At 57.0% G+C, this 22,326-nt stretch carries 18 protein-coding genes; 10 read left to right on the forward strand and 8 right to left on the reverse strand.

Annotated features, from left to right (window positions below):
* Positions 1-118: 118 nt before the first annotated feature.
* From cpdA to FIV08_RS03125, 3 genes are all read left to right on the forward strand, one after another.
* On the forward strand, positions 119-925 hold the full coding sequence (cpdA, locus tag FIV08_RS03115; RefSeq protein ID WP_152437303.1) for a 3',5'-cyclic-AMP phosphodiesterase: 807 nt from the start codon (positions 119-121) through the stop codon (positions 923-925).
* Positions 926-1,149: 224 nt separating this feature from the next.
* Positions 1,150-1,413, forward strand: coding sequence for a helix-turn-helix domain-containing protein (locus tag FIV08_RS03120; protein ID WP_152437304.1), 264 nt, complete (start codon positions 1,150-1,152; stop codon positions 1,411-1,413).
* Positions 1,410-2,645 carry a type II toxin-antitoxin system HipA family toxin gene (locus tag FIV08_RS03125; protein ID WP_152437305.1) on the forward strand — a complete coding sequence of 412 codons (1,236 nt, stop codon included), beginning with the start codon at positions 1,410-1,412 and terminating at the stop codon, positions 2,643-2,645. Before FIV08_RS03120 ends, FIV08_RS03125 begins: the two co-directional genes overlap by 4 nt.
* A 16-nt stretch (positions 2,646-2,661) precedes the next feature.
* Here the strand turns inward: FIV08_RS03125 and metE are convergent, their stop codons facing one another.
* The gene (gene metE, locus FIV08_RS03130; RefSeq protein ID WP_152437306.1) at positions 2,662-4,932 is read right to left on the reverse strand and encodes a 5-methyltetrahydropteroyltriglutamate--homocysteine S-methyltransferase; all 2,271 of its coding nucleotides are present in this window, start codon (positions 4,930-4,932) and stop codon (positions 2,662-2,664) included.
* Between the two features lie 114 nt (positions 4,933-5,046).
* On the opposite strand from metE, the gene FIV08_RS03135 reads away from it, so the two are divergent.
* From FIV08_RS03135 to FIV08_RS03145, 3 genes are all read left to right on the forward strand, one after another.
* Positions 5,047-5,937: a LysR family transcriptional regulator gene (locus FIV08_RS03135; RefSeq protein WP_152437307.1), complete on the forward strand. Its 891-nt coding sequence runs from the start codon at positions 5,047-5,049 to the stop codon at positions 5,935-5,937.
* A gap of 48 nt (positions 5,938-5,985) precedes the next feature.
* Positions 5,986-6,378, forward strand: coding sequence for a glycine cleavage system protein GcvH (gene gcvH, locus FIV08_RS03140; protein WP_072678341.1), 393 nt, complete (start codon positions 5,986-5,988; stop codon positions 6,376-6,378).
* Between the two features lie 177 nt (positions 6,379-6,555).
* Complete coding sequence (locus FIV08_RS03145; RefSeq protein ID WP_152437308.1) at positions 6,556-7,752, forward strand: class I SAM-dependent rRNA methyltransferase; 1,197 nt, start codon at positions 6,556-6,558, stop codon at positions 7,750-7,752.
* 187 nt (positions 7,753-7,939) lie between these two features.
* Here the strand turns inward: FIV08_RS03145 and FIV08_RS03150 are convergent, their stop codons facing one another.
* Positions 7,940-8,596, reverse strand: coding sequence for an HAD family hydrolase (locus tag FIV08_RS03150; RefSeq protein WP_152437309.1), 657 nt, complete (start codon positions 8,594-8,596; stop codon positions 7,940-7,942).
* A gap of 170 nt (positions 8,597-8,766) precedes the next feature.
* Between FIV08_RS03150 and FIV08_RS03155 the strand changes: the two genes are divergently transcribed.
* From FIV08_RS03155 to FIV08_RS03165, 3 genes are all read left to right on the forward strand, one after another.
* Positions 8,767-9,297 carry an RNA pyrophosphohydrolase gene (locus tag FIV08_RS03155; protein WP_061332397.1) on the forward strand — a complete coding sequence of 177 codons (531 nt, stop codon included), beginning with the start codon at positions 8,767-8,769 and terminating at the stop codon, positions 9,295-9,297.
* Between the two features lie 12 nt (positions 9,298-9,309).
* Positions 9,310-11,616 carry a phosphoenolpyruvate--protein phosphotransferase gene (ptsP, locus tag FIV08_RS03160; protein WP_152437310.1) on the forward strand — a complete coding sequence of 769 codons (2,307 nt, stop codon included), beginning with the start codon at positions 9,310-9,312 and terminating at the stop codon, positions 11,614-11,616.
* 90 nt (positions 11,617-11,706) lie between these two features.
* Positions 11,707-12,948: a patatin-like phospholipase family protein gene (locus FIV08_RS03165; RefSeq protein ID WP_061332395.1), complete on the forward strand. Its 1,242-nt coding sequence runs from the start codon at positions 11,707-11,709 to the stop codon at positions 12,946-12,948.
* 73 nt (positions 12,949-13,021) lie between these two features.
* On the opposite strand, the gene hslU is transcribed toward FIV08_RS03165, so the two are convergent.
* The 6 genes from hslU to FIV08_RS03195 form a co-directional block, all read right to left on the reverse strand.
* On the reverse strand, positions 13,022-14,353 hold the full coding sequence (gene hslU / locus FIV08_RS03170; protein ID WP_152437311.1) for an HslU--HslV peptidase ATPase subunit: 1,332 nt from the start codon (positions 14,351-14,353) through the stop codon (positions 13,022-13,024).
* A gap of 11 nt (positions 14,354-14,364) precedes the next feature.
* A complete protein-coding gene (hslV, locus tag FIV08_RS03175) occupies positions 14,365-14,895 on the reverse strand; it encodes an ATP-dependent protease subunit HslV (RefSeq protein WP_058090075.1) in 531 nt (176 codons plus the stop codon).
* Between the two features lie 256 nt (positions 14,896-15,151).
* Positions 15,152-15,799, reverse strand: coding sequence for an SPOR domain-containing protein (locus tag FIV08_RS03180; RefSeq protein WP_152437312.1), 648 nt, complete (start codon positions 15,797-15,799; stop codon positions 15,152-15,154).
* 7 nt (positions 15,800-15,806) lie between these two features.
* On the reverse strand, positions 15,807-17,492 hold the full coding sequence (argS, locus tag FIV08_RS03185; protein WP_152437313.1) for an arginine--tRNA ligase: 1,686 nt from the start codon (positions 17,490-17,492) through the stop codon (positions 15,807-15,809).
* 141 nt (positions 17,493-17,633) lie between these two features.
* Positions 17,634-19,439, reverse strand: a complete 1,806-nt coding sequence (locus FIV08_RS03190) for a hypothetical protein (RefSeq protein WP_152437314.1) — start codon at positions 19,437-19,439, stop codon at positions 17,634-17,636.
* Positions 19,440-19,543: 104 nt separating this feature from the next.
* Entirely contained in the window at positions 19,544-21,709 is a 2,166-nt protein-coding gene (locus tag FIV08_RS03195) for a primosomal protein N' (RefSeq protein ID WP_152437315.1), read from the reverse strand.
* 233 nt (positions 21,710-21,942) lie between these two features.
* Here FIV08_RS03195 and rpmE point away from each other — a divergent pair, with 233 nt between their 5' ends.
* A complete protein-coding gene (rpmE, locus tag FIV08_RS03200; RefSeq protein ID WP_058090079.1) occupies positions 21,943-22,164 on the forward strand; it encodes a 50S ribosomal protein L31 in 222 nt (73 codons plus the stop codon).
* Positions 22,165-22,326: the final 162 nt, after the last annotated feature.

Raw genomic sequence — 22,326 nt, forward strand, 5'->3', positions numbered from 1 at the left:
TTTGTGGTAGCGGGCCAGAATGTGACCTACCTACCATTTAAAACTGATAAAACGGAACGCAGCCGTCGTACACTTGTCTGAAATATCAAACGGTTGCACTCAAGACAACAGGCCCTGAATGACCATTGCGCATACTGCTCGCCCCCTGAAGGTATTGCAGCTGACCGACCCGCACCTGATGGCGTCGGCAGATGGCGCGTTACTTGGGGTCAATACCCGGGACAGCCTGGCGGCGGTGATTGATGAAGTATTGCGCAACCATGGCCAGCCGGATCTGATCCTCGCGACCGGTGATCTTACTCAGGATGCGTCATCTGAGGCCTATCGGTATTTTGGCGAGCAGTTGAAAGCGTTTAACTGTCCTTCGCTCTGGATTGCCGGCAATCATGACGACTCCGATTTGTTGGCCTCCATCGCAGCGGAGTTTCAGGCCGAGCAAAAACAGGTTGTGCAGGGTGGCTGGCATTTTGTGATGTTGGACTCTTCCGTGCACGGCAAGGTGTTCGGTGAGCTTTCGCCGCCGGAGCTTGCTTTCCTGGACGAGTCACTGTCGCAGCAACCGGAGTTGCCCACCATGGTGTGCCTGCACCATCACCCGGTGGATATTGGCTCTGACTGGATGGAAAAAATCGGCCTGAAGAACCGTGATGCTTTCTGGCAGGTGATCGACAGGCATCCTCAAGTGAAAGTCGTGCTCTGGGGGCATATTCACCAGGATCTCCAACAGCAGCGCAATAGCGTGCAGCTGCTTGCCACGCCTTCCACTTGCATCCAGTTCGCCACTGGCTCCAGTAAATTTGCCGTAGAGCCGCTGGCGCCCGGATACCGTTGGTTTGAGCTTGAGGCTTCCGGGCAGTACTCCACGGAAGTATGCCGCGCCAATGAGTTCAAGTTTGACCTGGACGAGAAGAGTACCGGTTACTGAGCGAACTCTGGTTGCCCTCCAGAATTCCCTCTTCCCGCTGATATCCGCACATACAGGCCCTTGCCTACCCCCGGCCCGCTGAGCAGATAATGCTGCAACCACACGGATAATGCCCGTAGATACACATTGTTCCGATGTTGGATTGAAATCTAGAATGTCCCTATATGTTCTCATGGTGAAGGTTTTCTGGTATTTTGAGAATATATAGGGTCAGGCGTGGTTGTATGGGAGCGATTACCAGAAAGTTGGGGCAACAGATCAAAGAGCGCCGAAAGGCTTTGGGCTATCAAAGCCAGCAAGCCTTGGCAGATGAAACCGGTGTTCTTCGTAAGCGCATCAGCGAAATGGAAACGGGTCGTTATACCGGACGGATAACAGACTTGCAGAGGGTTTTGGCGACGTTGGGGCTGGAAATGGAATTCAGGGTGAAAAGTCGTCCTACATTGGATGATCTGGATGTTCTTTTCCCTGCTGAGGATGATGAATGACGCGAAAAATCAAAACGCTTGGCGTGTCTGCAGGTGGAAGGCTGGCCGGTGAACTGCGTAAAGAGTCGCAATTTTGCTTTGCTTATGACTCCAACGTCAATGAGGGACAGTGCGTTTCGCTTACCATGCCCGTCAGGCCTCAGGAATACCGCAAATCTGTTCTCCATCCGGTGTTCGAGATGAACCTGCCGGAGGGCTATCTGCGCCAGCGGATCATCGAGCGTTTTCGCAAGCACGCAACGGTGGATGAGATGTTTTTTCTGGCTCTGCAGGGTGACAGCTCTATAGGTCGACTGGGGTTTCAGTCGAAGGAGGTGGAGCGTCAGGCTGTCGTAGGAATGTCTCTGGGCTCTTTGGTTGAAACCGACAACCCCCAGTTGTTTGAGCAATTGGTGGAGCGCTATCTGGGTCAGACAACGATCGCCGGCGTTCAGCCGAAGGTTCTGGTGCCCGAAAATACTGAGCCGAAGTCTTCAGTGGTTTTGCCGGAATTGATTGTAAAGTCCGCCGGCGCCGAATTCCCGGGCCTGACGATCAATGAGTTTGTCTGTATGTCTATTGCAGCAAAGGCAGGGCTTTCAGTACCTGAATTCTACCTGTCTGATGATACTCGAATGTTTATCATGCGCCGTTTTGACATCAGTGAGAGCGGTGAGCGGTTCGGCATGGAGGATATTTGTGGACTGATAGGCCTGGTGGCCGACGACAAGTACAAGCGCAGCTATGAGCAGGTGGCCAAGGCAATCGAAGTTTATTCTGAAGCTCCCAATCGGGATCTGGAGATACTTTTCCGGTCACTATGTGTGTCGGTTCTGGTCGGGAATGGCGATGCGCACCTGAAGAATTTTGCCATGCTGTATCGGGATGCGTCCTCGGGCAAAGCGTGGATGTCACCGGCCTATGACATCGTTAACACCACGGTTTATCTGGAGGCGGATACCCTGGCCCTGAAGCTGGGTGGCACAAAGGACTTTCCAAACCGGGCGACTATGATCCGATTCGGCCGGGAGCACTGCAACCTCACCGAGAAAATGGCCGAAGCGGTTATTGATGAATGCATCTCTGCGGTTGAATGGGGTATGCGTGAGTTTGCTGACTATGCAGAATCGGTCGAACTGGAAGGGCGATCGATGCTGTGTGAACTGGGTAAAGGCGTCGGCCGGCTGATGAAACCTGAGCGAAAACAGAAAGTCTGGAAAGGCGAGGTGCGCCTGCCAAAGCGCACCCGCTGATTCCCATAGAGGCTCGTTACGCCCGCAAAGCCTGGGCCGCTGCAACCATCGTCTCCAGCGCTGGCGTCACTTCCTCCCATTTACGGGTTTTCAAACCGCAGTCCGGGTTAATCCACAATCGTTCTGCCGGGATGCGTTCTGCCGCCAGGGTCATCAGATTGATGATGTGTTGCTTGTCCGGAATGTTGGGGGAGTGAATATCGTAAACGCCCGGGCCAATGTCGTTCGGGTATTCAAAGTTCCGGAAAGCATCCAGCAACTCCATGTCCGACCGTGAGGTCTCGATGGTGATCACGTCGGCATCCATGTGGGCGATGGCCTCAATGATGTCGTTGAACTCCGAATAACACATGTGGGTGTGAATCTGGGTGCAGTCATCCACGCCATTGGCGGCGATGCGGAAGCTGTTAATCGCCCAGTCCAGGTACGTTGCCCAGTCTGACTGGCGCAGGGGCAAGCCTTCCCGCAACGCGGCTTCGTCGATCTGGATGATGTTCACGCCAGCCTTTTCCAGGTCCTGTACCTCTTCACGAATGGCCAGGGCCAGTTGCAGGCAGGAGTCTTTCCTTGGCTGATCGTCCCGCACGAAAGACCAGTTCAGAATCGTCACTGGGCCGGTAAGCATGCCTTTGACCGGTTTTTCGGTCAGGGATTGAGCATAGCGAATCCAGTCCACCGTCATTGCCTGGGGGCGGCGAATGTCCCCAAACAGGATGGGCGGTTTTACACAGCGGGAGCCGTAGGATTGCACCCAGCCGAAGCGGGTAAAGGCATAGCCTTCCAGCTGCTCACCGAAGTATTCCACCATGTCGTTGCGCTCTGGCTCACCATGAACCAGCACATCCAGTCCAAGCTTTTCCTGTTCTTCGATGCATCGGGCGATTTCTGCCTGCATCTGCTCGGTATAGGCTTGCCCGGTCAGTTCGCCTTTACGGAATTGCAACCTTGCCTGGCGGATCTCCGGCGTTTGCGGGAAAGAACCGATGGTGGTGGTCGGGAACGCCGGGAGGTTCAGAATCTGCCGCTGCCTGGCGATGCGCTGGGGGTAGGGGCTTTGACGGTTGCCCAGTTCCTGCGTCACTGCGGCGATGGCACGGCGAACCTCCGGGTTGATAACACGGTCGGAGTTCTGGCGGCTGTCAATGGCCCGCTGGTTTGCGGCCAGCTCGGCGCGAACGCTGGCGCGGCCTTCGTTCAGGGCCTTCGCCAGCGTGCTCAGCTCATCAAGTTTTTGCACGGCAAAGGCCAGCCAGCTGCGGATTTCAGTATCCAGCTCCTGCTCACGATCCAGGTCTACCGGTACATGCAGCAGCGAGCAGGACGGCGCCAGCCACAGGCGGTCGGCCAGTTTCTCACTCAGCGGCTCCAGCCATTCCAGGATGCTGTTCAGATCGGATTTCCAGATATTACGCCCGTTGATGACACCAAGGGAAAGCACCTTGTGGTTGGGCAGCCAATCTGCCACGCGGCTGACTTCAGCAGGGGCGCTCACAGCATCGATGTGCAGCCCGGCCACCGGCAATTCGCAAGCCAGCTGCAGGTTATCCCGGAGCTCTCCGAAATAGGTAGCCAGCAGCAGCTTCGGGCGATTGGCCTTCAACTGGTGATAGGCCAGATTGAACGCATAGCGCCAGTTGGCATCCAAATCGGTCACCAGGGCCGGTTCATCAATCTGCACCCATTCGGCACCGGCATCGGCCAGGGCTTCCAGTAGCTGTGAGTAGACTGGCAGCAGGCGCTCCAGCAAATCCAGGCGATTACTGCCATCGGAGGTTTTGCCTAACCACAGGTAAGTAACGGGCCCGATGATCACGGGCTTGGCATTAACGCCTTGTTCCCGTGCTTCAGCCAATTGGGCCAGAAGGCGTTCGGGATTCAGCTCGAACTGGGTGTTGGCATGCAGCTCCGGCACGATGTAGTGGTAGTTGGTATCGAACCACTTGGTCATTTCGCCTGCGGCAGGGGCGCAGCAGGGGCTATCGTTGGCGCCCCGGCCACGGGCGGCTCGGAAGTAGGCGTCCAGTTCCGAGCCTTCTTTGTCTTTGGCCCGTGCTGGCAGGTTGCCGAGGGTGACGGACATATCCAATACCTGGTCGTAAAGGGAAAATTCGCCTATTGGCGCATAGTCCAGCCCGGCTTGCTGCTGCCAGTGGCGCCGGCGCAGGTCGGCGGCCGTGATGGCTAATTCTTGCTCGGTATTCCGGCCAGCCCAGTAGGCTTCCAGTGCGAATTTCAGCTCCCGCTGGCCGCCAATGCGGGGGAAGCCCAGGTTGTGAGTGATTGCCATGATTGAGTCCTTGAATTCCGTGGTTTGTTAAAGGCCTTCAAGGTTAGGTGGGTGATGGCATGAATAAAAATGGTATTATTTCACCTATCCATGAGAATAATTCACGGGTTAGCCATGATTGAACGACATCACCTGGAGATATTGCGAGCGGTGGAGCGCCAGGGCTCGTTGACGGCGGCAGCGGAACAGTTGCACCTGACTCAATCCGCGCTGTCCCATGCGGTGCGCAAGCTGGAGCAGCAACTGGGCACACCGGTCTGGCTGAGGGAGGGCCGGCAACTGAGGTTTACCCAGGCGGGCAGTCAGCTGTTGGGATTGGCGAACCGCCTGTTGCCACAGTTTGAACATGCGGAAATGCAGGTTCGCCAGATTGCCAGGGGGCAACGCGGGAGTCTGCGGGTGGGAATGGAGTGCCATCCTTGCTATCAATGGCTTCTGAAGGTAGTGGGTCCTTACTTGCGGCATTGGCCGGATGTGGATGTGGATGTAAAGCAGGAGTTCCAGTTCGGTGGTATGGGGGCGCTTTTCGGCCATGACATCGATCTTCTGGTAACGCCAGATCCGCTGCACAAGCCGGGAGTATGTTTTGAGCCGGTGTTCGACTACGAGCAGGTGTTGGTGGTGCCAGAAAGTCACGCGCTGGCGGACAAGGCGTGGGTAGAGCCCCACCAATTGGAGAAAGAAACCCTGATTACCTACCCGGTGGCGGTAGAGCGGCTTGATATTTTTACCCGGTTTTTCCTGCCGGCCCACTGCGCGCCCGCCCGGCACAAGACCATCGAAACCACCGATATCATGTTGCAGATGGTGGCTGCGGGCCGGGGAGTGAGTGCGTTGCCGCGCTGGCTGGTGGACGAGTACGCCAGAAACCTGCCAATCACTGCGCTGAAACTAGGTAAAGAGGGTATACCCAAGCAGATTTTCCTGGGCTTCCGGGAGCGGGATGAATCGGTGGATTACCTTTCTGAGTTTGTGAAGTTGGCGCGTGAGGTTCGCTGGGGCTAGGATCTTCGGTTAAACTGCGCGAAAAATTTCAACAGGACACACAAAATCATGAGCGATATTCCTGCAGATCTGAAATACATCGAAACTCATCAGTGGGTTCGGGTGGATGCCGATGGCACAGCCACCGTGGGGATTACCGATTTTGCCCAGGAGCAGTTGGGTGATGTGGTTTATATCGGTGTGCCGGAGGTTGGTGCGACGGTGAATGGTGGTGAGGAGGCCGGTGTGGCCGAGTCGGTTAAGTCGGCTTCGGATGTTTTTAGCCCGGTGACGGGTGAGGTGATTGAGATTAATGAGAAGCTTGAAGACGAGCCGGAGATTGTGAACGAAGATCCTTATGGCGATGGCTGGATGTTCAAGGTGAAGCTGGCGGACCTTGGTGAGCTGGACGGCCTTATGGATGCTGCAGCTTACGGTGAGCACGTCGCTGCTGCCGAGTAATTTTTACAGTGGTGCAAGTCGCGGTTCCGGGGGCGCTTCCCGAAACACGCTGTGAATACGTCCTTGTACGCTCTGCTCCGCCATCCATGGCTCCGCAAGGTTTCGGGAAGCGCCCCCGGAACCGCGCCCCCAACGCTGTGCAAATGGCCCTGCCGACAAAATTCAGGTGATTATTTGATGGATTTCCCGATTCTCTACCTGCGCAAGGGCGCAGAACGCCGTCTCCGTGCCGGCCACTTGTGGGTTTACAGCAATGAGGTGGATACCCAGCGTAGCCCGCTGCCAGGGTTTGAGCCCGGCGCGCAGGTGCAGGTGCGTGCCTCGAACGACAAGCCGATGGGGGTGGCGTTTGTGAACCCTCACGCATTGATTTGCGGCCGGCTGATCAGTCGGGATGCGGACCATGGCATGACGCCTAAGCGGTTGACGGATCGGATGGAGGCGGCGCTGAGTCTTCGGGAGCGTTTGTTTGATAAGCCTTTTTACCGTTGGGTGTTTGGTGACAGTGATGGTTTGTCTGGCCTGGTGGTGGACCGGTTTGGTGATGTCGTGGTGGTGCAGATTTCCACTGCGGGCATGGAGCAGATGAAGGATGCCATTGTGCGTGCCGTTCAGCGGTTGGCTCATTCCCGGGTTATTGTGCTGAAGAACGACGGCAAGATGCGCAAGGTTGAGGGGCTGGACACCTATGTGGAGTTTGCCCATGGGCCGGAAGCGGACACGGTGCTGGTGGAGGAGAACGGTGCTCGCTTTGAGGTGCCGCTGGCCGGTGGTCAGAAGACCGGCTGGTTCTATGATCACCGTATGAATCGGCAACGCCTGCAGGCCTATGCGCCCGGGAAGAAAGTGCTGGATGTGTTCAGTTACGTCGGCGGTTGGGGGATTCAGGCCGCTTGTGCCGGGGCATCCCAGGTGACCTGTGTGGACGCGTCCTCATCGGCGGTGGATGCGGTACATCACAATGCCAAGCTGAACGGGCTGGAGAATGTGGACACAATTGAGGGCGATGCCTTTGATGCCCTGAAAGCCTTGGCGGATGAGAAAGAGAAGTTCGACATTGTGGTACTGGACCCGCCCGCACTGATTCCGCGCCGCCGTGACCAGAAGGCCGGGGAGCAGGCCTATGCCCGGCTGAATCAATTGGGGCTCAGGCTGCTGGAGCGTGATGGATTGCTGGTGTCAGCATCTTGCTCCATGCATCTGTCCCAGGAAAAGCTGATCGACATTATTCGTGGCAGCGGCCGCAAGATTGATCGGTTTGTGCAGCTACTGGAGCAGGGGCACCAGGCGCCGGATCATCCGATTGTGCCGGGGATTCCGGAGACGGACTATATCAAGTCCTGCTTTGTACGGTCGCTGACCGGGTTTTTCTAGGTTTTAAGGGTCTGTCCCAAGGGTCTGTCCCCGAACGGGGACTGACCCATTTTGGAATCCAGTATCGTTGTTAGCTTTGGGCCCAGGGGTCTGTACCCGCATGGGGACTGACCCATCTTGGACTCCAGTACCAAGGTTCGATCTGGGTGCAGAATACGGGCAAAAGTGGGTCAGACCCCGTTCGGGGTCAGACCCTTAACGACATAACCCGCCAACCATTCTCCACAGCCGTCTTCTCCAGCGTCGGGTCCGGATCCACCGCCACCGGGTTCTCCACCTTTCGCAACAGCGGCAAGTCATTGTGTGAGTCGCTGTAGAACCAGGCGCCCTCAAGGCTCTCACCGTGAGCAGCCAGCCAGTCGTTCAGCCGTTCCACTTTGCCTTCCTGAAAACTCGGAGTGCCAGCCACTTCACCGGTGAATTTGCCGTTGACCAGCTCGGGTTCGGTGGCGATCAGGTGCTCAATGCCCATTAGTTCAGCAATTGGCTCGGTAATGAATCGGTTGGTGGCGGTGATAATCATCAGGGTATGGCCCTGTTCGCGGTGGTCGGCCAGTAGCTTCGCCGCCTTATCCTGCATCATGGGCTGTACTTTCTTGGCCATGAAGGCTTCGCGCCAGCGTTCCAGTTCGTCCATGTTGTGCCGGGTCAGTGGTGCCAGGACAAAGCGCTGATAGTGGAATACGTCGAGCTCTCCGTTCAGGTACTCTTCGTAAAAGCGGTCATTGGCGCGCTTGTACTCTTCGGCATCCACCATGCCCTCTTCCACCAGAAATTCACCCCAGGCGTGGTCGCTGTCACCGTTCAGTAAGGTGTTGTCCAGATCAAATATTGCGAGCGTCAAGCCGTTTCCTCCCATTGTGACGGGCTCTGAAGCAGGAGTCACAGTCTACCATGACCTGCCGCTAACGGCTCCGTTTGCCGAAGCCTTGGGATTCTGTAAGAATGAGAGCAACTTGGACAATTTTCGCCGGTTAAAACTTAACCGGTGCCGACTTTTATGAGGACTGTGCCGTGATCGACTCAGACGGTTTCAGACCCAACGTCGGAATCATTCTGGCCAACCACAGGGGAGAGGTTCTCTGGGCAAGGCGAATAGGGCAGGACTCCTGGCAGTTTCCACAAGGTGGTATCAAGCACGACGAATCACCGGAGGATGCGCTTTATCGGGAGCTTGGAGAGGAAATCGGCCTGAGTGCCAGCGATGTGGAAATCATCAGCTGCACCCGGGGCTGGCTGCGTTACCGGCTTCCGAGGAGGATGGTACGCCATAACTCGCACCCCGTTTGTGTGGGGCAAAAACAGAAATGGTTCCTGCTGAGGATGATGTCGCCAGACGCGCATGTGCGCGTGGATGGTACCGATTCACCGGAATTCGACGGGTGGCAGTGGGTAAGCTACTGGTATCCGTTAGGACAAGTAGTTTCATTCAAGAGAGAAGTGTATAGGCGCGCGCTGAGAGAGCTGGCTCCCAGGCTGTTCCATAACATGGAACAGTGGCAACGGAGTGAGCAGAACCGGCGTTTGAAGGAACACCAGAAATGACGGACTGACTCCATGCTGAGCATCCTGCGAAGTCTAGTACAAGAGGTAAACAGCGCCCGCGATCTGCAGGAGGCGCTGGATATCATTGTCTCGCGGGTGCAAAAGGCCATGAATACCGAGGTCTGCTCCGTCTATCTGTTAGATCCGGCGTCCAATCGTTACATCCTGATGGCTACCGAGGGTCTTTACAAAGACTCTGTTGGCAAGGTCAGTCTTGCTTATTCTGAGGGGCTGGTTGGCCTGGTGGGCTCCCGTGAGGAGCCTATCAACCTTGAAGATGCCCCAGCCCATCCCCGCTATCGTTACTTCCCGGAGACGGGTGAGGAACGCTTCCGTTCATTCCTGGGCGTGCCCATCATTCACCATCGCCGGGTACTGGGCGTGCTGGTGGTTCAGCAACGGGAGAGCTCCCGTTGTTTTGATGAGGGCGAAGAGGCGTTCCTGGTCACGGTCTCTGCCCAGTTGGCGGGTGTCATTGCCCACAGCGAGGCCACCGGGGCCATAAGCGGCTTGTCGTTGACCGGGGAAGAAACCCAGGATGTCAGTTTCAATGGGGTGCCGGGCTCCCCTGGTGTCGCGATTGGTACTGGTGTGGTGGTGTATCCGTCCGCCGATCTGGACGTGGTGCCGGAGAAACCGACCGAGGACATCGAGCAGGAACTGGAGCTGTTCCAGTCTGCCGTGCAGGCCGTTCGGGAAGACATCGAGCGGGTAGCGAACCGCCTGGCCTCGCAACTTCGCCCTGAGGAACAGGCCCTGTTTGACGTTTACCTGCGGATGCTGGATGACGGAGCCCTGCCAGGCGAAGTTGCGATCAAAATTCGCGAAGGCATCTGGGCTCAGGGTGCTTTGAAACAGGTGGTGCAGCAGTACATCCGTCATTTCGAGATGATGGATGATCTTTACCTGCAAGAGCGGGTGGTGGATATCCGGGATCTCGGCCGGCGGCTGCTGTCCCATATGCAGGAAGGCGAGCAAAAGCTTCAGGAATACCCGGAGCACACGGTACTGGTCAGTGAAGAACTGACGCCAGCCATGCTGGGCGAAGTGCCGAAAGGGCAACTGGTTGGCCTGGTGTCCGTCAAAGGGTCCAGTAACTCCCATGTGGCCATACTGGCCCGCGCCATGGGTGTCCCCACCGTGATGGGATTGGTGGATATTCCGGTCAACCAGCTGGATGGTCGGGAACTGGTGGTCGATGGCTTTGAAGGCCAGATATACGCGTCACCTTCCTCCGATCTGCGCTCTTTCTATCAGGCCATTTGTGAAGAAGAAGACGAGCTGATTCGTGGGCTTGAGGTTCTGCGGGATAAGCCTGGCGAAACCACTGATGGCCATCGAGTGTCGCTGCTGGTGAATACCGGTTTGATGACCGATGTAGTGAGATCCTTGTCTAATGGCGCGGAGGGCATCGGGCTTTATCGCACCGAAGTGCCGTTCATGATCAAGGATCGCTTCCCCTCTGAACAGGAGCAACGGGAATACTACCGGGAACAGTTGGAAGCCTTCGCCCCCAACCCGGTCACCATGCGCACCCTGGACATCGGTGGTGACAAGGCCCTGACCTATTTCCCGATTGAGGAGGAAAACCCCTTCCTTGGTTGGCGGGGCATCCGGGTTACCCTGGATCACCCCGAGATTTTCCTCGTTCAGGTGCGGGCCATGCTCAAGGCCAGCGAAGGCCTGAACAACCTGCAGATCATGCTGCCGATGATCAGCAACATTTCCGAGGTGGAGGAATCCCTGCACCTGATTTACCGGGTTTATCACGAAGTGCGCGAAGAAGGCTACGACATCCACATGCCCAAAGTGGGTGTGATGGTGGAAGTGCCGGCTGCCGTTTACCAGATTCGTGAACTGGCTGAGCGCGTGGACTTTCTCTCGGTGGGTTCCAACGACCTGACCCAATACCTGTTGGCGGTAGATCGCAACAACCCGCGTGTTGCCCAGCTTTACCATTCTTATCATCCGGCCGTTTTACAGGCATTGGTGCGCATTGCCCAGGATGCCCACTCCGTGGGTAAGCCGGTGGGCATCTGTGGCGAGCTGGCCGGCGACCCGGGTGGCGCGTTGCTGTTAATGGCGATGGGCTATGATTCCCTGTCGATGAACGCGGCCAGTCTGCCGAAGGTGAAATCCGTTATCCGCAGCATTGATCGGGAGTGGGCTATTCAGTTGCTGGAAGACGTTCTGCTGCTGGATTCCCCCCACGTCATCAAGAGCTGTGTCGACCTGGCCCTGCGTAATGCCGGGTTTGGCCGGTATTTGCGACCGGTGAAATCCTCCAGCGCTGCGATGGCAGAGCAGGCGGTTTCCTGACCGACTGTGACAGTAATAGGGTGCTTACTCTAAAATCCGTTGATAGGTTAGTAACGTAATTCTTACTGCAGTACCTACGAAGGACAGGCTATGACCAAAGCGACCGAGCTCAAGCCAGCACCGCGCATTGGCCTCGCCCTTGGGGGCGGTGGGCCACTGGGTGGCATTTATGAGATCGGAGCGCTAAGGGCGCTGGACGAAGCCCTGGATGGCCTGGATTTCAACAACATCGATGTGTATGTCGGGGTTAACTCCGGTTCTTTCGTGGCGGCTAACCTGGCCAACCAGATGACCACGGCCCAGCTGTGCCGGATCTTTGTGCGCAATGAAGCCGAAGTGCATCCGTTCCACCCGGAAGTGTTCTACCGCCCTGCATTCCGTGAGATTGGCAGCCGCTTGCTGGCCGTGCCCGGGCTGCTGTCTTCCGCTGTCAGCCGTTTCATCAACAACCCCTACGACCAGAGCCTTCTGGAAGCCTTGACCATTCTGGCCCAAGCCGCGCCAGCCGGGTTGTTTGATAACGAGGGGCTGCACGAATACCTGCGGCGGGCGTTTACCATGCTTGGCCGCACCAACGATTTCCGTCAGCTAAAGCGTAGCCTGTACGTGGTGGCTGCGGATGTGGAGAGCACGGAAGCGGTATGCTTTGGTGCCCCGGGGTATGACCACGTGCCCATTTCCAAGGCGGTCCAGGCCAGCACGGCTTCGCCGGGGCTGTACGTGCCGGTCGACATCGATGGGCGTTACTATGTGGACGGCACCTTGCGCAAGGGGCTGCACGCCTCGGTCGCCTTCGAAGACGGCGCCGATCTGGTGTTGGCGGTGAACCCTCAGGTGCCTATCGACGCCAGCGCAGCGGTGCGTGCAGGCACCATGAAGCCCGGTGACCTGACACGCTCCGGCATGCCCAACCTGTTATCCCAGACGTTCCGCACCATGGTCTACTCACGGATGCAGTCCGGCATTGCCCAGTACGGCCGTGACTACCCGGACAAAGACATCCTGCTGTTCGAGCCCACCCGGGACGACGCCAAACTGTTCTTCTCCAATGTGTTCAGCTTCCAGAGCCGGCGGATGGTGTGTGAGCACGCCTATCAGATGACCCGCCGAGACCTGCTGAACCGGGCCGATGAGCTGGAGCCAAAGCTGCTCAAGTATGGCATTAAGCTGCGCCGGGATCGCCTGGAAGACGAACAGCGCACCATCAGTACCAGCCTGTATGGCGAAATGCTGCCTCTTTATGTGGCCAAGGGGCGCAAGAAGCAGGCGGAGAAGGGCAAGTTAGCCGCAAGTATCGGCAACGTGACTCATTTGTTCTCGAAAGCCCAGTAAGTAAACGCCAGGGTACAAAAAAAGGCCGGATGCGTTAAACACATCCGGCCTTTTCAGTATCGGGCGAAGCCGGTTACAGAATATACCGGCTCAGGTCCTCGTCTTCAGACAATTCGCCCAGCTTCTCATCTACGTACTCCGCAGTAATCTCGAAGCCATCCGTTACCTTGTCACCGGCATCGAACGACAGGCTTTCAAGCAAGCGTTCCAGCACCGTATGCAGGCGACGGGCACCGATATTCTCGGTGGTTTCGTTCACCTTGAACGCCACCTCCGCGATCCGCGCGATAGCGTCTTCGCTGAAGTTGAGCTTCACACCTTCGGTGCCCATCAGGGCTTCGTATTGCTGTACCAGAGAGGCATCTGGTTCGGTCAGGATGCGTTTGAAGTCGTCCGGTGTCAGCGCCTGGAGTTCTACCCGGATCGGCAAACGCCCCTGCAGTTCCGGGATCAGGTCTGACGGCTTGGACAGGTGGAAGGCGCCGGAGGCGATAAACAGAATGTGATCAGTGCGCACCGCGCCATACTTGGTGCTGACGGTGCTGCCTTCGATCAACGGCAGCAAATCCCGCTGCACACCCTCGCGGGAGACATCCGATGAGGTATTCTCCGAGCGCTTGGCGACTTTGTCGATCTCATCAATGAACACAATGCCATTCTGCTCAACCGCATCAATGGCTTTGTGCTTGATCTCTTCCTCGTTCACCAGCTTGGCGGCTTCCTCGTCTCTCACCTGCTTCATGGCATCCGCCACTTTCATCTTGCGGGTCTTGCGCTTGTCAGATGACAGGTTGGAGAACATGCTCTGCAGCTGATTGGTCATCTCCTCCATGCCAGGAGGAGCCATGATTTCAACGCCGGCGCCGCCACTGCGAACGTCAATCTCGATTTCCTTGTCGTCCAGCTCGCCTTCCCGCAGCTTTTTGCGGAACATTTGGCGAGTGGCGGAATCGTTACTGGCGCGCTGGCTGTCTTCGTTAAAATCCCGGGCCGGTGGTAGCAGGGCATCGAGAATGCGATCCTCGGCGGCGTCCAGGGCGCGGTTCTCGTGGCGTTTCATCTCCTTCTCGCGGAGCAGTTTCACCGCCATATCCGCCAGGTCCCGGATAATGGATTCCACATCCCGGCCCACGTAGCCCACTTCGGTAAACTTGGTGGCTTCCACCTTCAGGAAGGGCGCATCCGCCAGCTTGGCCAGGCGTCGGGCAATCTCAGTTTTACCCACGCCGGTGGGGCCAATCATCAAAATGTTCTTGGGGGTGATTTCATCACGCAGGCTGCTGTCCAACTGCATGCGGCGCCAACGGTTGCGAAGGGCAATGGCTACGGCACGCTTGGCTTCATCCTGACCCACGATGTGTTTATTGAGCTCGTGGACAATCTCACGGGGAGTCATTGCAGACATGGTCGCTCCGCTCAGTCTTTGAAGGACAGCACTTCCAGAGTGCGGTTCTGATTGGTGTAAATGCAGATATCGCCGGCAATCTCGAGCGCCTTTTCGGCGATTTCGTGTGCACTCAGGTCGGTATTTTCAAGCAGCGCACGCGCCGAGGCCTGGGCAAACGGGCCACCGGAGCCAATGGCAATCAGTCCTTGTTCAGGCTCGATGACATCGCCATTGCCGGTAATAATGAGCGAGGCGGTTTTATCGGCCACGGCCAGCAGGGCCTCCAGCTTTCGCAGTGCGCGATCGGTACGCCAGTCTTTGGCAAGCTCAACGGCAGCGCGGGTCAGATTACCCTGGTGCTTCTCCAGCTGCGCTTCAAAGCGTTCAAACAGGGTAAACGCATCGGCGGTACCACCGGCAAACCCGGCAATCACCTGACCGTTATAGAGCCGGCGAACTTTACGGGCATTGCCTTTCATGACGGTATTGCCCAGAGAAACCTGGCCATCGCCGCCCATGGCGACTTCATCGTCCCGGCGGACGGAAACTATGGTAGTCATTTTGGCTCCAGTTGCCTGATTGAAAATCGTGTCTTGGAGCTTTATGGAGGCTGACTGCAGGATTTCAAGAGGGCCGGCTTGAGGTGGAGGCCAGCTTTGCGGGGGTGCTTTTCAAAACACGCTGTGAATACGTCCCTGTACGCTCTGCTCCGCCATCCATGGCTCCGCAAGGTTTTGAAAAGCACCCCCGCAAATCTGTCCCAATCTCCGGCGCGGTTATCTTTTCGGGTGATTCCAGAGGGGGCTTACAAGAACTTTAACCTTCGCGCGGAATTTTCCGAACCAGCGGCTGAATATTAATCGAAACCAGCTTATCCACCGCCGCATTCATCTGGCTGCGAGACTCAAACGGCCCCACATTCACCCGATACCACACGCTGCCACTTTCCAGATCAATGCGCTGAACCTGCGCCCGCAAACCCTGGAATGCGATCTGTGCCCGCTGCCGTTCCGCGTCCGCTTGGCTACGGAAAGAGCCGGACTGGACGATATAGTTGAAGTCCTGTTGGGTGGGATTCGGGGCATACTCCTGAACTTTGGGAGGCACCACTTCCGATTCCGGCAACATATCGTAGAATCGGAAATTCTGCTCCCGTGGCCGGCTTGGCTCCTGCTTGGCGGTGCTGGGCGCGGGTGTTTGGGGCTGGGTAGACTGCTGTGCGGGTTGGCTCGGCCTGGAGGGTTCCTGGCCCGTAGGCAGCGTGTTGAGATACACGATAAAGCCGACAAAACCACCCACCGCAGCCAGAGACAGAATCCATTTGAACGACAGCGCCCCGTGCTGGGAGTGCGATGGCGCACTCCGCTTGGCGGGAGAAGCTTTACGGGGCTTCGGCGTGGGCTTTCTGGACGAGGCCGCTCCTTTTCCCGCAGGCCGGTCTTTCTTGGCGTAGTCTCTGGCCATGGTCTTTTTACATCTCCTCTGGCGCACTAACGCCCAGCAAATCCAGGCCGTTGGCAATCACCTGGCGCACGGCCAGATAAAGGCTGACACGGGCATCCCGCAAGGCGGTGTCTTCAATCAACACCTTGTGGGCGTTGTAATAGGTGTGGAACTGGCCGGCCAGCTCACGCAGGTAATGGGTGAGGTGGTGCGGCTCCCGCTGGGCGGCGGAGTTGGCGATCAGCTCCGGATACTTGGCCAGCTGATTGGCCAGTTCTTTCTCTTCGTCCAGTGTTAACAGGCTGAGATCGCCAACACATTCGTTCATGCCCCGCTGTACGCCTTCCGCTGCCAGCTTACGCAATACGCTGCAAATACGGGCATGGGCATACTGAATGTAATACACCGGGTTTTCATTGGTCTGGGAGCGGGCCAGATCGATATCGAAGGTCAACTGGGAATCGACACGGCGCGCAGCCAGGAAGAAACGGGTGGCATCGCGGCCGACTTCGTCGATCAGGTCCCGTACGGTTACGTAGCTGCCGGCCCGCTTGGATATTTTCACTTCCTGGCCGGAGCGGGTCACCATCACCATCTGGTGCAGAACGTAGTCCGGCCAGCCCTGGGGAATGTCGGCTTTCAGTGCCTGCAGGCCGGCACGCACGCGGGTGACGGTGGAGTGGTGATCTGCACCCTGTTCGTTGATCACGGTGGTAAAGCCACGTTGCCACTTGTCCAGATGGTAGGCCACATCCGGCAGGAAGTAGGTATAGCCGCCATCCTTTTTACGCATAACGCGGTCTTTGTCATCGCCAAACTCGGTGGTTTTCAGCCACATGGCGCCGTCCTGCTCGTAGGTGAAGCCGTTCGCCTTCAGGCGCTCAACGGTGGCCTCCACCTTGCCGTCTTCATAGAGGGACGATTCCAGGAAATACACATCAAACTGAACGCCGAAGGCTTTCAGGTCCAGATCCTGCTCCCGGCGCAGGTAGGCCACGGCAAAGTCGCGGATGGCGTCCTGGTCGTCCGGGTCGGCCTTGGCGGTCACTGCCCGGTCGTCGGCAATCACGGTTTCGCCGGCCAGGTAGGCGTTGGCCACATCGACAATATAATCGCCACGGTAGCCGTCTTCCGGCCAGCTTTCGTGCTCCGGCGTCAGGCCTTTCACCCGGGACTGAACCGACAGCGCCAGATTGTTGATCTGGGCGCCGGCATCGTTGTAGTAAAACTCCCGGGTAACATTGTAACCGTTGGCTTCCAGCAGCCGGCACAGGCAGTCGCCAATAGCGGCACCGCGGCCGTGGCCGACATGCAGGGGGCCGGTGGGGTTGGCCGACACAAACTCCACCTGAACCTTCTCGCCTTTACCCGATTTGTTGCGGCCAAACTGTTCCGCTTCACCCAGGATGGTATCCACAATCCCGAATGCGCTGGCGGTGCTCATGAAAAAGTTAATAAAGCCCGGCCCGGCAATCTCCACCTTCTCCACCGCTGAACTCTCCGGCAACGCCGCCACCAGGGCTTCGGCCAGCTTTCGCGGCGGGCAGCCAGCCGCCTTGGCGGCCATCAGAGCAATGTTGCAGGCGTAATCGCCATGGGATTTGTCCTTGGTGTTGCCAACCTGCGGGGTAAAGGTCTGGTCGGCCGGCAGGGTGCCTTCAGACTGCAGGGCAGCCAGTGCGGACTGGAGAAGCTCGGATACGGTCTCTTTCATGCGTCAGATGACTCGGTTTTCAGGAGAATGGGTACAGGGCAGAGCGCCCGTTGAAATCAGAAGAGGCGTATTATCGCGGAAAGTTTGGGTGTAAGCAAAAAGCCCGGCGCTGGGGCCGGGCTCTGTTAGGAAAATTATTGATTAATCAGTAATCGGTGCCTGTAGCGTGAAAGGGTCGCCGTTAAATGGTGCTGGAGGCGTCACTTCGACGGTGAAGGTGCCTGTAGATGATGTGCCGTCGGCCTCGACCGTTACGCATAGCTCGATCGGTGTTGTCCTGTATGACGTGGTGGATGTGAAGCTGGTTGGATCAACCAATGTTCCGTTTGTTGTCGCGAACGAAACATCGGTGCCTCCTGGAGGTGGGCCTGCAACTGTAGTGCCCAAGTCGTCGTTCCAAAACATGCCGGCAACCTGTGCGCATACAAGTCCTGGCGCGACCGGCGTTGTAAACGTGATCATGATGTCGTCACTGGCAAGGAAAAGTTTGCCTGTTTGCGTGATTTCCAGCAGAGAGCTCGTACAGTTCTCTTCCGTCACGCAGGCTGTTCCGTTATAGATGCCGTTGGGCGGGTCATACTGGCCATTGTTGTTGTAATCGAAATACTCTTCACCAGGGTCGTAAACGCCGTTTTGATTTCTATCTAGAAACGCTTCCCCCAAATCATCTGCAACTGTGTTGAATTGATCTGTCCCGAAAGTATATTGTCCGTCACTGTTAACATCGCGGAAGCTCTCCTCACCAACGGTTCGAGCTAGTATTAAAACAACGCCGTCTGAGCTACGGGGGTTCTGGCTGATCCATTCAATTGAGCAAGCACCATCAACTAGGGTGCACTCGCTTTGAACAGATCCAGCGTTGGTGAGAAAGTTAACTACAGCATCTCTGACCCTGTTGTTGTTTCTGTCTGCGGCGCGAATAGTAATTGGGACCTCAATACCATCGTAGTTGCGGGCGTTTGGAAGAAAATTTTCTTCAATGGAGATCGAAAAACTGTCTTGGTCTGGGATTGCTGCACTGATAGATATAGGGGCGGAAGTGGTTTGGATCGTCGCGCCTGAGTCGGTGGTGTGACTTGCGGTGACGCTTACAACACCGGGGACGGAGCCGGCATTTACTCGTGTTGTAGCTACCCCATTGCCATCAGTTTCGACTGATTCACGTGAAAGCGAGATGCCTCCTACTGTTGTGGAAAGCCTGAATCGGACCTCCTTGCCGGTTGTAATCGGCTCACCACCATTCGCAGTAAGTCTGAAAGAGACTTCTGAGACACTTGGTCTGGAAGCGTTCGAATTTCCGCTTAAAGCAATTGAATCTGGTACGACACTAACAAATTCAAGCTCGCCTACTTGAGCTGAGGCCACAGAGAGTACAACGGTCGCACTCGCGCCATTATCCAGCCTTGCGGTAATTGTGTCGGAGCCCTCACAGGCTGCATTATAGTTAAACGTAAATGAGCCAGAGTTAGAGGTGATCAATCGGTCGAAATCAGCATTTTGGCAAAGCGAAGAGATTGCTGCCGAAGTCGGTTCTGCATTGTAAATGGTGTTTCCGGTTCGCGCATCAACCACGTTGAATTCGAGACGTGCAGAACCCCCAAAAGACAGCTCTGTCGCAGAAGCCTGAATTCGACCCGACTGGAAGCTAGAGCCGCTGCCGCTTCCAAGCTCAAGGACAGCTGTTTGGGCCCCATCGCCGCTGCCCGTTCCTCCATTATTCCCGCCGGTCCCACTGCCACCGGCCAGAGGAGTGGAGTTTTCATCTCCCCCGCAAGCGGCCAAAACAAAAGCCAGCGACAACGCTGACGCACGCGCAAGGAATTTCCCTGACATTTTTATATCTCCAGTTTTCGTTACAGCAAAAGCCTTTTCGCTGCGCATTCCCTGCATGAGAACCGCAACCTCAGGTGTTGTTACAGCTTTGTTAGGTAGTTTGCTGAAAATCATAGCACAGTCGGCGCGAACGCAATGCTTACGGGTGCGGATTTCTGCAAAAGATTGTAACGATTTGCAGGTTATCGACTGCGTCACATTTTTGTTGGCTGAACCGGTTAGCCGGTTTCCTGCGGATCTACATCAACCACCCATCGGGTACTGGAGGGCAGCCTGGCTTGGTCCAGGTGTTGGCAGAGCTGTGTCAGCACGCGGTTCAGGTGGCTACGGCTATCGCTGCACAGAATCAGTTGGGCCCGGTGGCGGTCGGCTTTGCGGGCGATAACGGCGGGTAACGGGCCCCAGATTTCGATGCCTGGGCTTTGCGCCATGGGTTTCAGGGTGTCCAGAAGTTGCAGGCTGTTCTGCATGGTGTCGGCTTCGGCCCGAACTATCGCCATAGCGCGGTAGGGTGGCAGGGCGCCTGTTTCACGCTCGGCCAGGAGTTGGTCTGCGATTGCAGCGTAGTTGCCCCGGCACAAGTTGGTGAGAAGCGGGTGGTCGCTGTGGCAGGTCTGGATCAGCACTTTTCCCGGTTTGTCGCCCCGGCCGGCTCGGCCACTGACCTGCAGCAGAGTCTGGATCATCTGTTCCGGCGCCCGGAAATCAACACTGAACAGGCCACCGTCGGCGTTTACCACGCACACCAGGGTGACGTTGGGAAAGTCGTGGCCTTTTGCCAGCATTTGGGTGCCCACAAGAATGCACGGCTCACCAGTGTTCACTCTTTTAAGGATGGCTTGAATGCTGCCTTTACGCTGGGTGCTGTCGCGGTCTACCCGCACGATTGGCGTGTCCGGAAATTGCTCGGCAAGGGTATCTTCGGTGCGCTCGGTGCCCTGGCCAACCGGTTTGTAGTTTTCACTCTGGCATTTGGGGCAGGTGTGGCTTGCTGCCATCTGGAAGTCACAGTGATGGCAGCGCATGGCGTGGTCGCGCCGATGGTAGGTCAGGCGGGTGTCGCAGCGTGGGCATTCTTCAAGGTGGCCGCAATCAAAGCACATCATCACGGGGGCAAACCCCCGTCTGTTGACGAAGACCAGCGCCTGCTCGCCCCTCGCAAGCGTTTCTTTGATCGAATTCAGGGTTGGGCGGGACAATCCCGCTTCAAGTGGCCGGCTACGGATGTCCAGCAATTCAAGCTGGGGTGGTTTTGCGTTGCCGGCCCGTTCTTCCAGTCGAATCAGTTGGTATTTGCCCTGTTGCGCGTTATGCCAGGATTCCAGGGATGGTGTGGCCGAGCCGAGAATCACCGGGCACCGGTTCAGGTGAGCTCGGTAGACGGCAACATCCCGCCCGGAATACCGGAAACCTTCGCCCTGTTTGTAGGAGCTGTCGTGCTCCTCATCGACGATGATGGTGCGAAGGTGGCTAAAAGGAAGCAGCACTGCCGAGCGGGTGCCGATCAGGATGACCGGTTCGCCATTGCGGATTTTCAGCCAGGTGCTGAGGCGCTCGCCATCATTGAGGGCGGAATGCCATACCTGAATGCGGTAGCCAAAGTAGCGGCGGAAGCGAGCCAGGGTTTGAGGTGTCAGGTTGATTTCGGGCACCAGCACCAGCGCCTGTTCGTTCGTTTCAAGGTGCGTTTTTAAATAATGCAGATAGAGCTCGGTTTTGCCGCTACCGGTGATGCCGTAGAGCAGGGTGGCGGAGAATTCGTGGGTGTGCTCCGGCATTTGAGCTGACGCTGCCTGTTGGGCGGCCGACAGTGTCGGGGCCGGTAGGTCTTTGGTGGCCGGCGTAGTTAAGGCTTTGGCGCCCTCGGTGATCAACTCTTTTTGCTGCAGGTTACGAATCTGAGCCCGGCTGAAGCCAGATTTCACCAGCGCGCTGGAGCTAATGCCAGGTGATTCCTTGATGGCATTGAACAGGGCGACCTGCCGATGTGCGTTGGCTGGTAAGGCGGCCTCTGTTGTCGCCGGATGCCAGCTTTCATCCGCTTTCTCCTGAGCGGGCCGGCCTCGTCGCAAGGCTGGGGGGAGGGCGGTAAACAGGCATTCCCCCAGCGGATGCTGGTAATAGTCGCTGGCCCAGGTGAGCAGGTTAAAGGTGTTGTCTGGCAGGGCTGGCCAGGCTTCCAGTGTGCCTTTGATGGCCTTCAGGTTGACGCCGGGCGGGGGCTCAACGCCAATCTCTACTACCAGGCCAGTCAAAGTCTGGCGGCCGAAAGGCACGGTAACCCGCTGGCCAGGTGCGAGCTCCAGGCCGTCGGGAATAAGGTAGTCAAACAGGCGCCTCAGGGGACGGTTCAGGGCGATGCGGGCGATAGCTGGCCGTGTCACGGTATCTGCGTATCCTGATGGCGGGCCGTTTGGCGCCGGGCGTTGTGTTCTGGAGTCTTGTGAGGAGTCAAGATACTTGCCTGTGGCCGGGTTTGTCAGTAAGATTCGCGGTCTGTTTCTGGCCGGGCATGATTGTGCACGGTCTTTCCAATTGATTCAAACATGCGGTGCCTGGCATGTAGGCCGTTTCTCGGCGGGTGATCAGGTAGCGGCATGACCGACAGAGGTTCGCCATGAAAGAAGGTATTCACCCGAAGTACGAAGACATTACCGCCACCTGTTCTTGCGGTAACGTGATCAAGACCCGTTCCACCGTGGGTAACGATCTGCAGCTGGACGTATGCTCCCAGTGCCACCCGTTCTACACCGGTAAGCAGAAGGTTATGGACACCGGCGGTCGTATCGATCGGTTCCAGAAGCGTTTCGGTAGCCGTATTGGTGGCAAGAAAGCCTGATCTGCACCGAAACGTTGCAAAAAAGCGCCTGAGGGCGCTTTTTTTGTGTCCGGACGTCGGTTTTTTCGATGTCTTATACGCAAAATGCACTATTGACTGGTCATAAAATATTCGGTTTTGGCTTGTCGTTTCGGGGCGGTCGCGCCATAATGTCGCGCTCCG

The sequence above is a fragment of the Marinobacter sp. THAF197a genome, from assembly GCF_009363275.1.
Taxonomy (GTDB): domain Bacteria; phylum Pseudomonadota; class Gammaproteobacteria; order Pseudomonadales; family Oleiphilaceae; genus Marinobacter.

Bases quoted from the DNA above. Each gene is read 5' to 3' on its own strand.
- cpdA (WP_152437303.1), top strand. From the start codon at position 119: ATGACCATTGCGCATACTGCTCGCCCCCTGAAGGTATTGCAGCTGACC.
- FIV08_RS03120 (WP_152437304.1), top strand. From the start codon at position 1,150: ATGGGAGCGATTACCAGAAAGTTGGGGCAACAGATCAAAGAGCGCCGA.
- FIV08_RS03125 (WP_152437305.1), top strand. From the start codon at position 1,410: ATGACGCGAAAAATCAAAACGCTTGGCGTGTCTGCAGGTGGAAGGCTG.
- metE (WP_152437306.1), bottom strand. From the start codon at position 4,932: ATGGCAATCACTCACAACCTGGGCTTCCCCCGCATTGGCGGCCAGCGG.
- FIV08_RS03135 (WP_152437307.1), top strand. From the start codon at position 5,047: ATGATTGAACGACATCACCTGGAGATATTGCGAGCGGTGGAGCGCCAG.
- gcvH (WP_072678341.1), top strand. From the start codon at position 5,986: ATGAGCGATATTCCTGCAGATCTGAAATACATCGAAACTCATCAGTGG.
- FIV08_RS03145 (WP_152437308.1), top strand. From the start codon at position 6,556: ATGGATTTCCCGATTCTCTACCTGCGCAAGGGCGCAGAACGCCGTCTC.
- ptsP (WP_152437310.1), top strand. From the start codon at position 9,310: ATGCTGAGCATCCTGCGAAGTCTAGTACAAGAGGTAAACAGCGCCCGC.
- FIV08_RS03165 (WP_061332395.1), top strand. From the start codon at position 11,707: ATGACCAAAGCGACCGAGCTCAAGCCAGCACCGCGCATTGGCCTCGCC.
- hslU (WP_152437311.1), bottom strand. From the start codon at position 14,353: ATGTCTGCAATGACTCCCCGTGAGATTGTCCACGAGCTCAATAAACAC.
- hslV (WP_058090075.1), bottom strand. From the start codon at position 14,895: ATGACTACCATAGTTTCCGTCCGCCGGGACGATGAAGTCGCCATGGGC.
- FIV08_RS03180 (WP_152437312.1), bottom strand. From the start codon at position 15,799: ATGGCCAGAGACTACGCCAAGAAAGACCGGCCTGCGGGAAAAGGAGCG.
- argS (WP_152437313.1), bottom strand. From the start codon at position 17,492: ATGAAAGAGACCGTATCCGAGCTTCTCCAGTCCGCACTGGCTGCCCTG.
- FIV08_RS03190 (WP_152437314.1), bottom strand. From the start codon at position 19,439: ATGATTTTCAGCAAACTACCTAACAAAGCTGTAACAACACCTGAGGTT.
- rpmE (WP_058090079.1), top strand. From the start codon at position 21,943: ATGAAAGAAGGTATTCACCCGAAGTACGAAGACATTACCGCCACCTGT.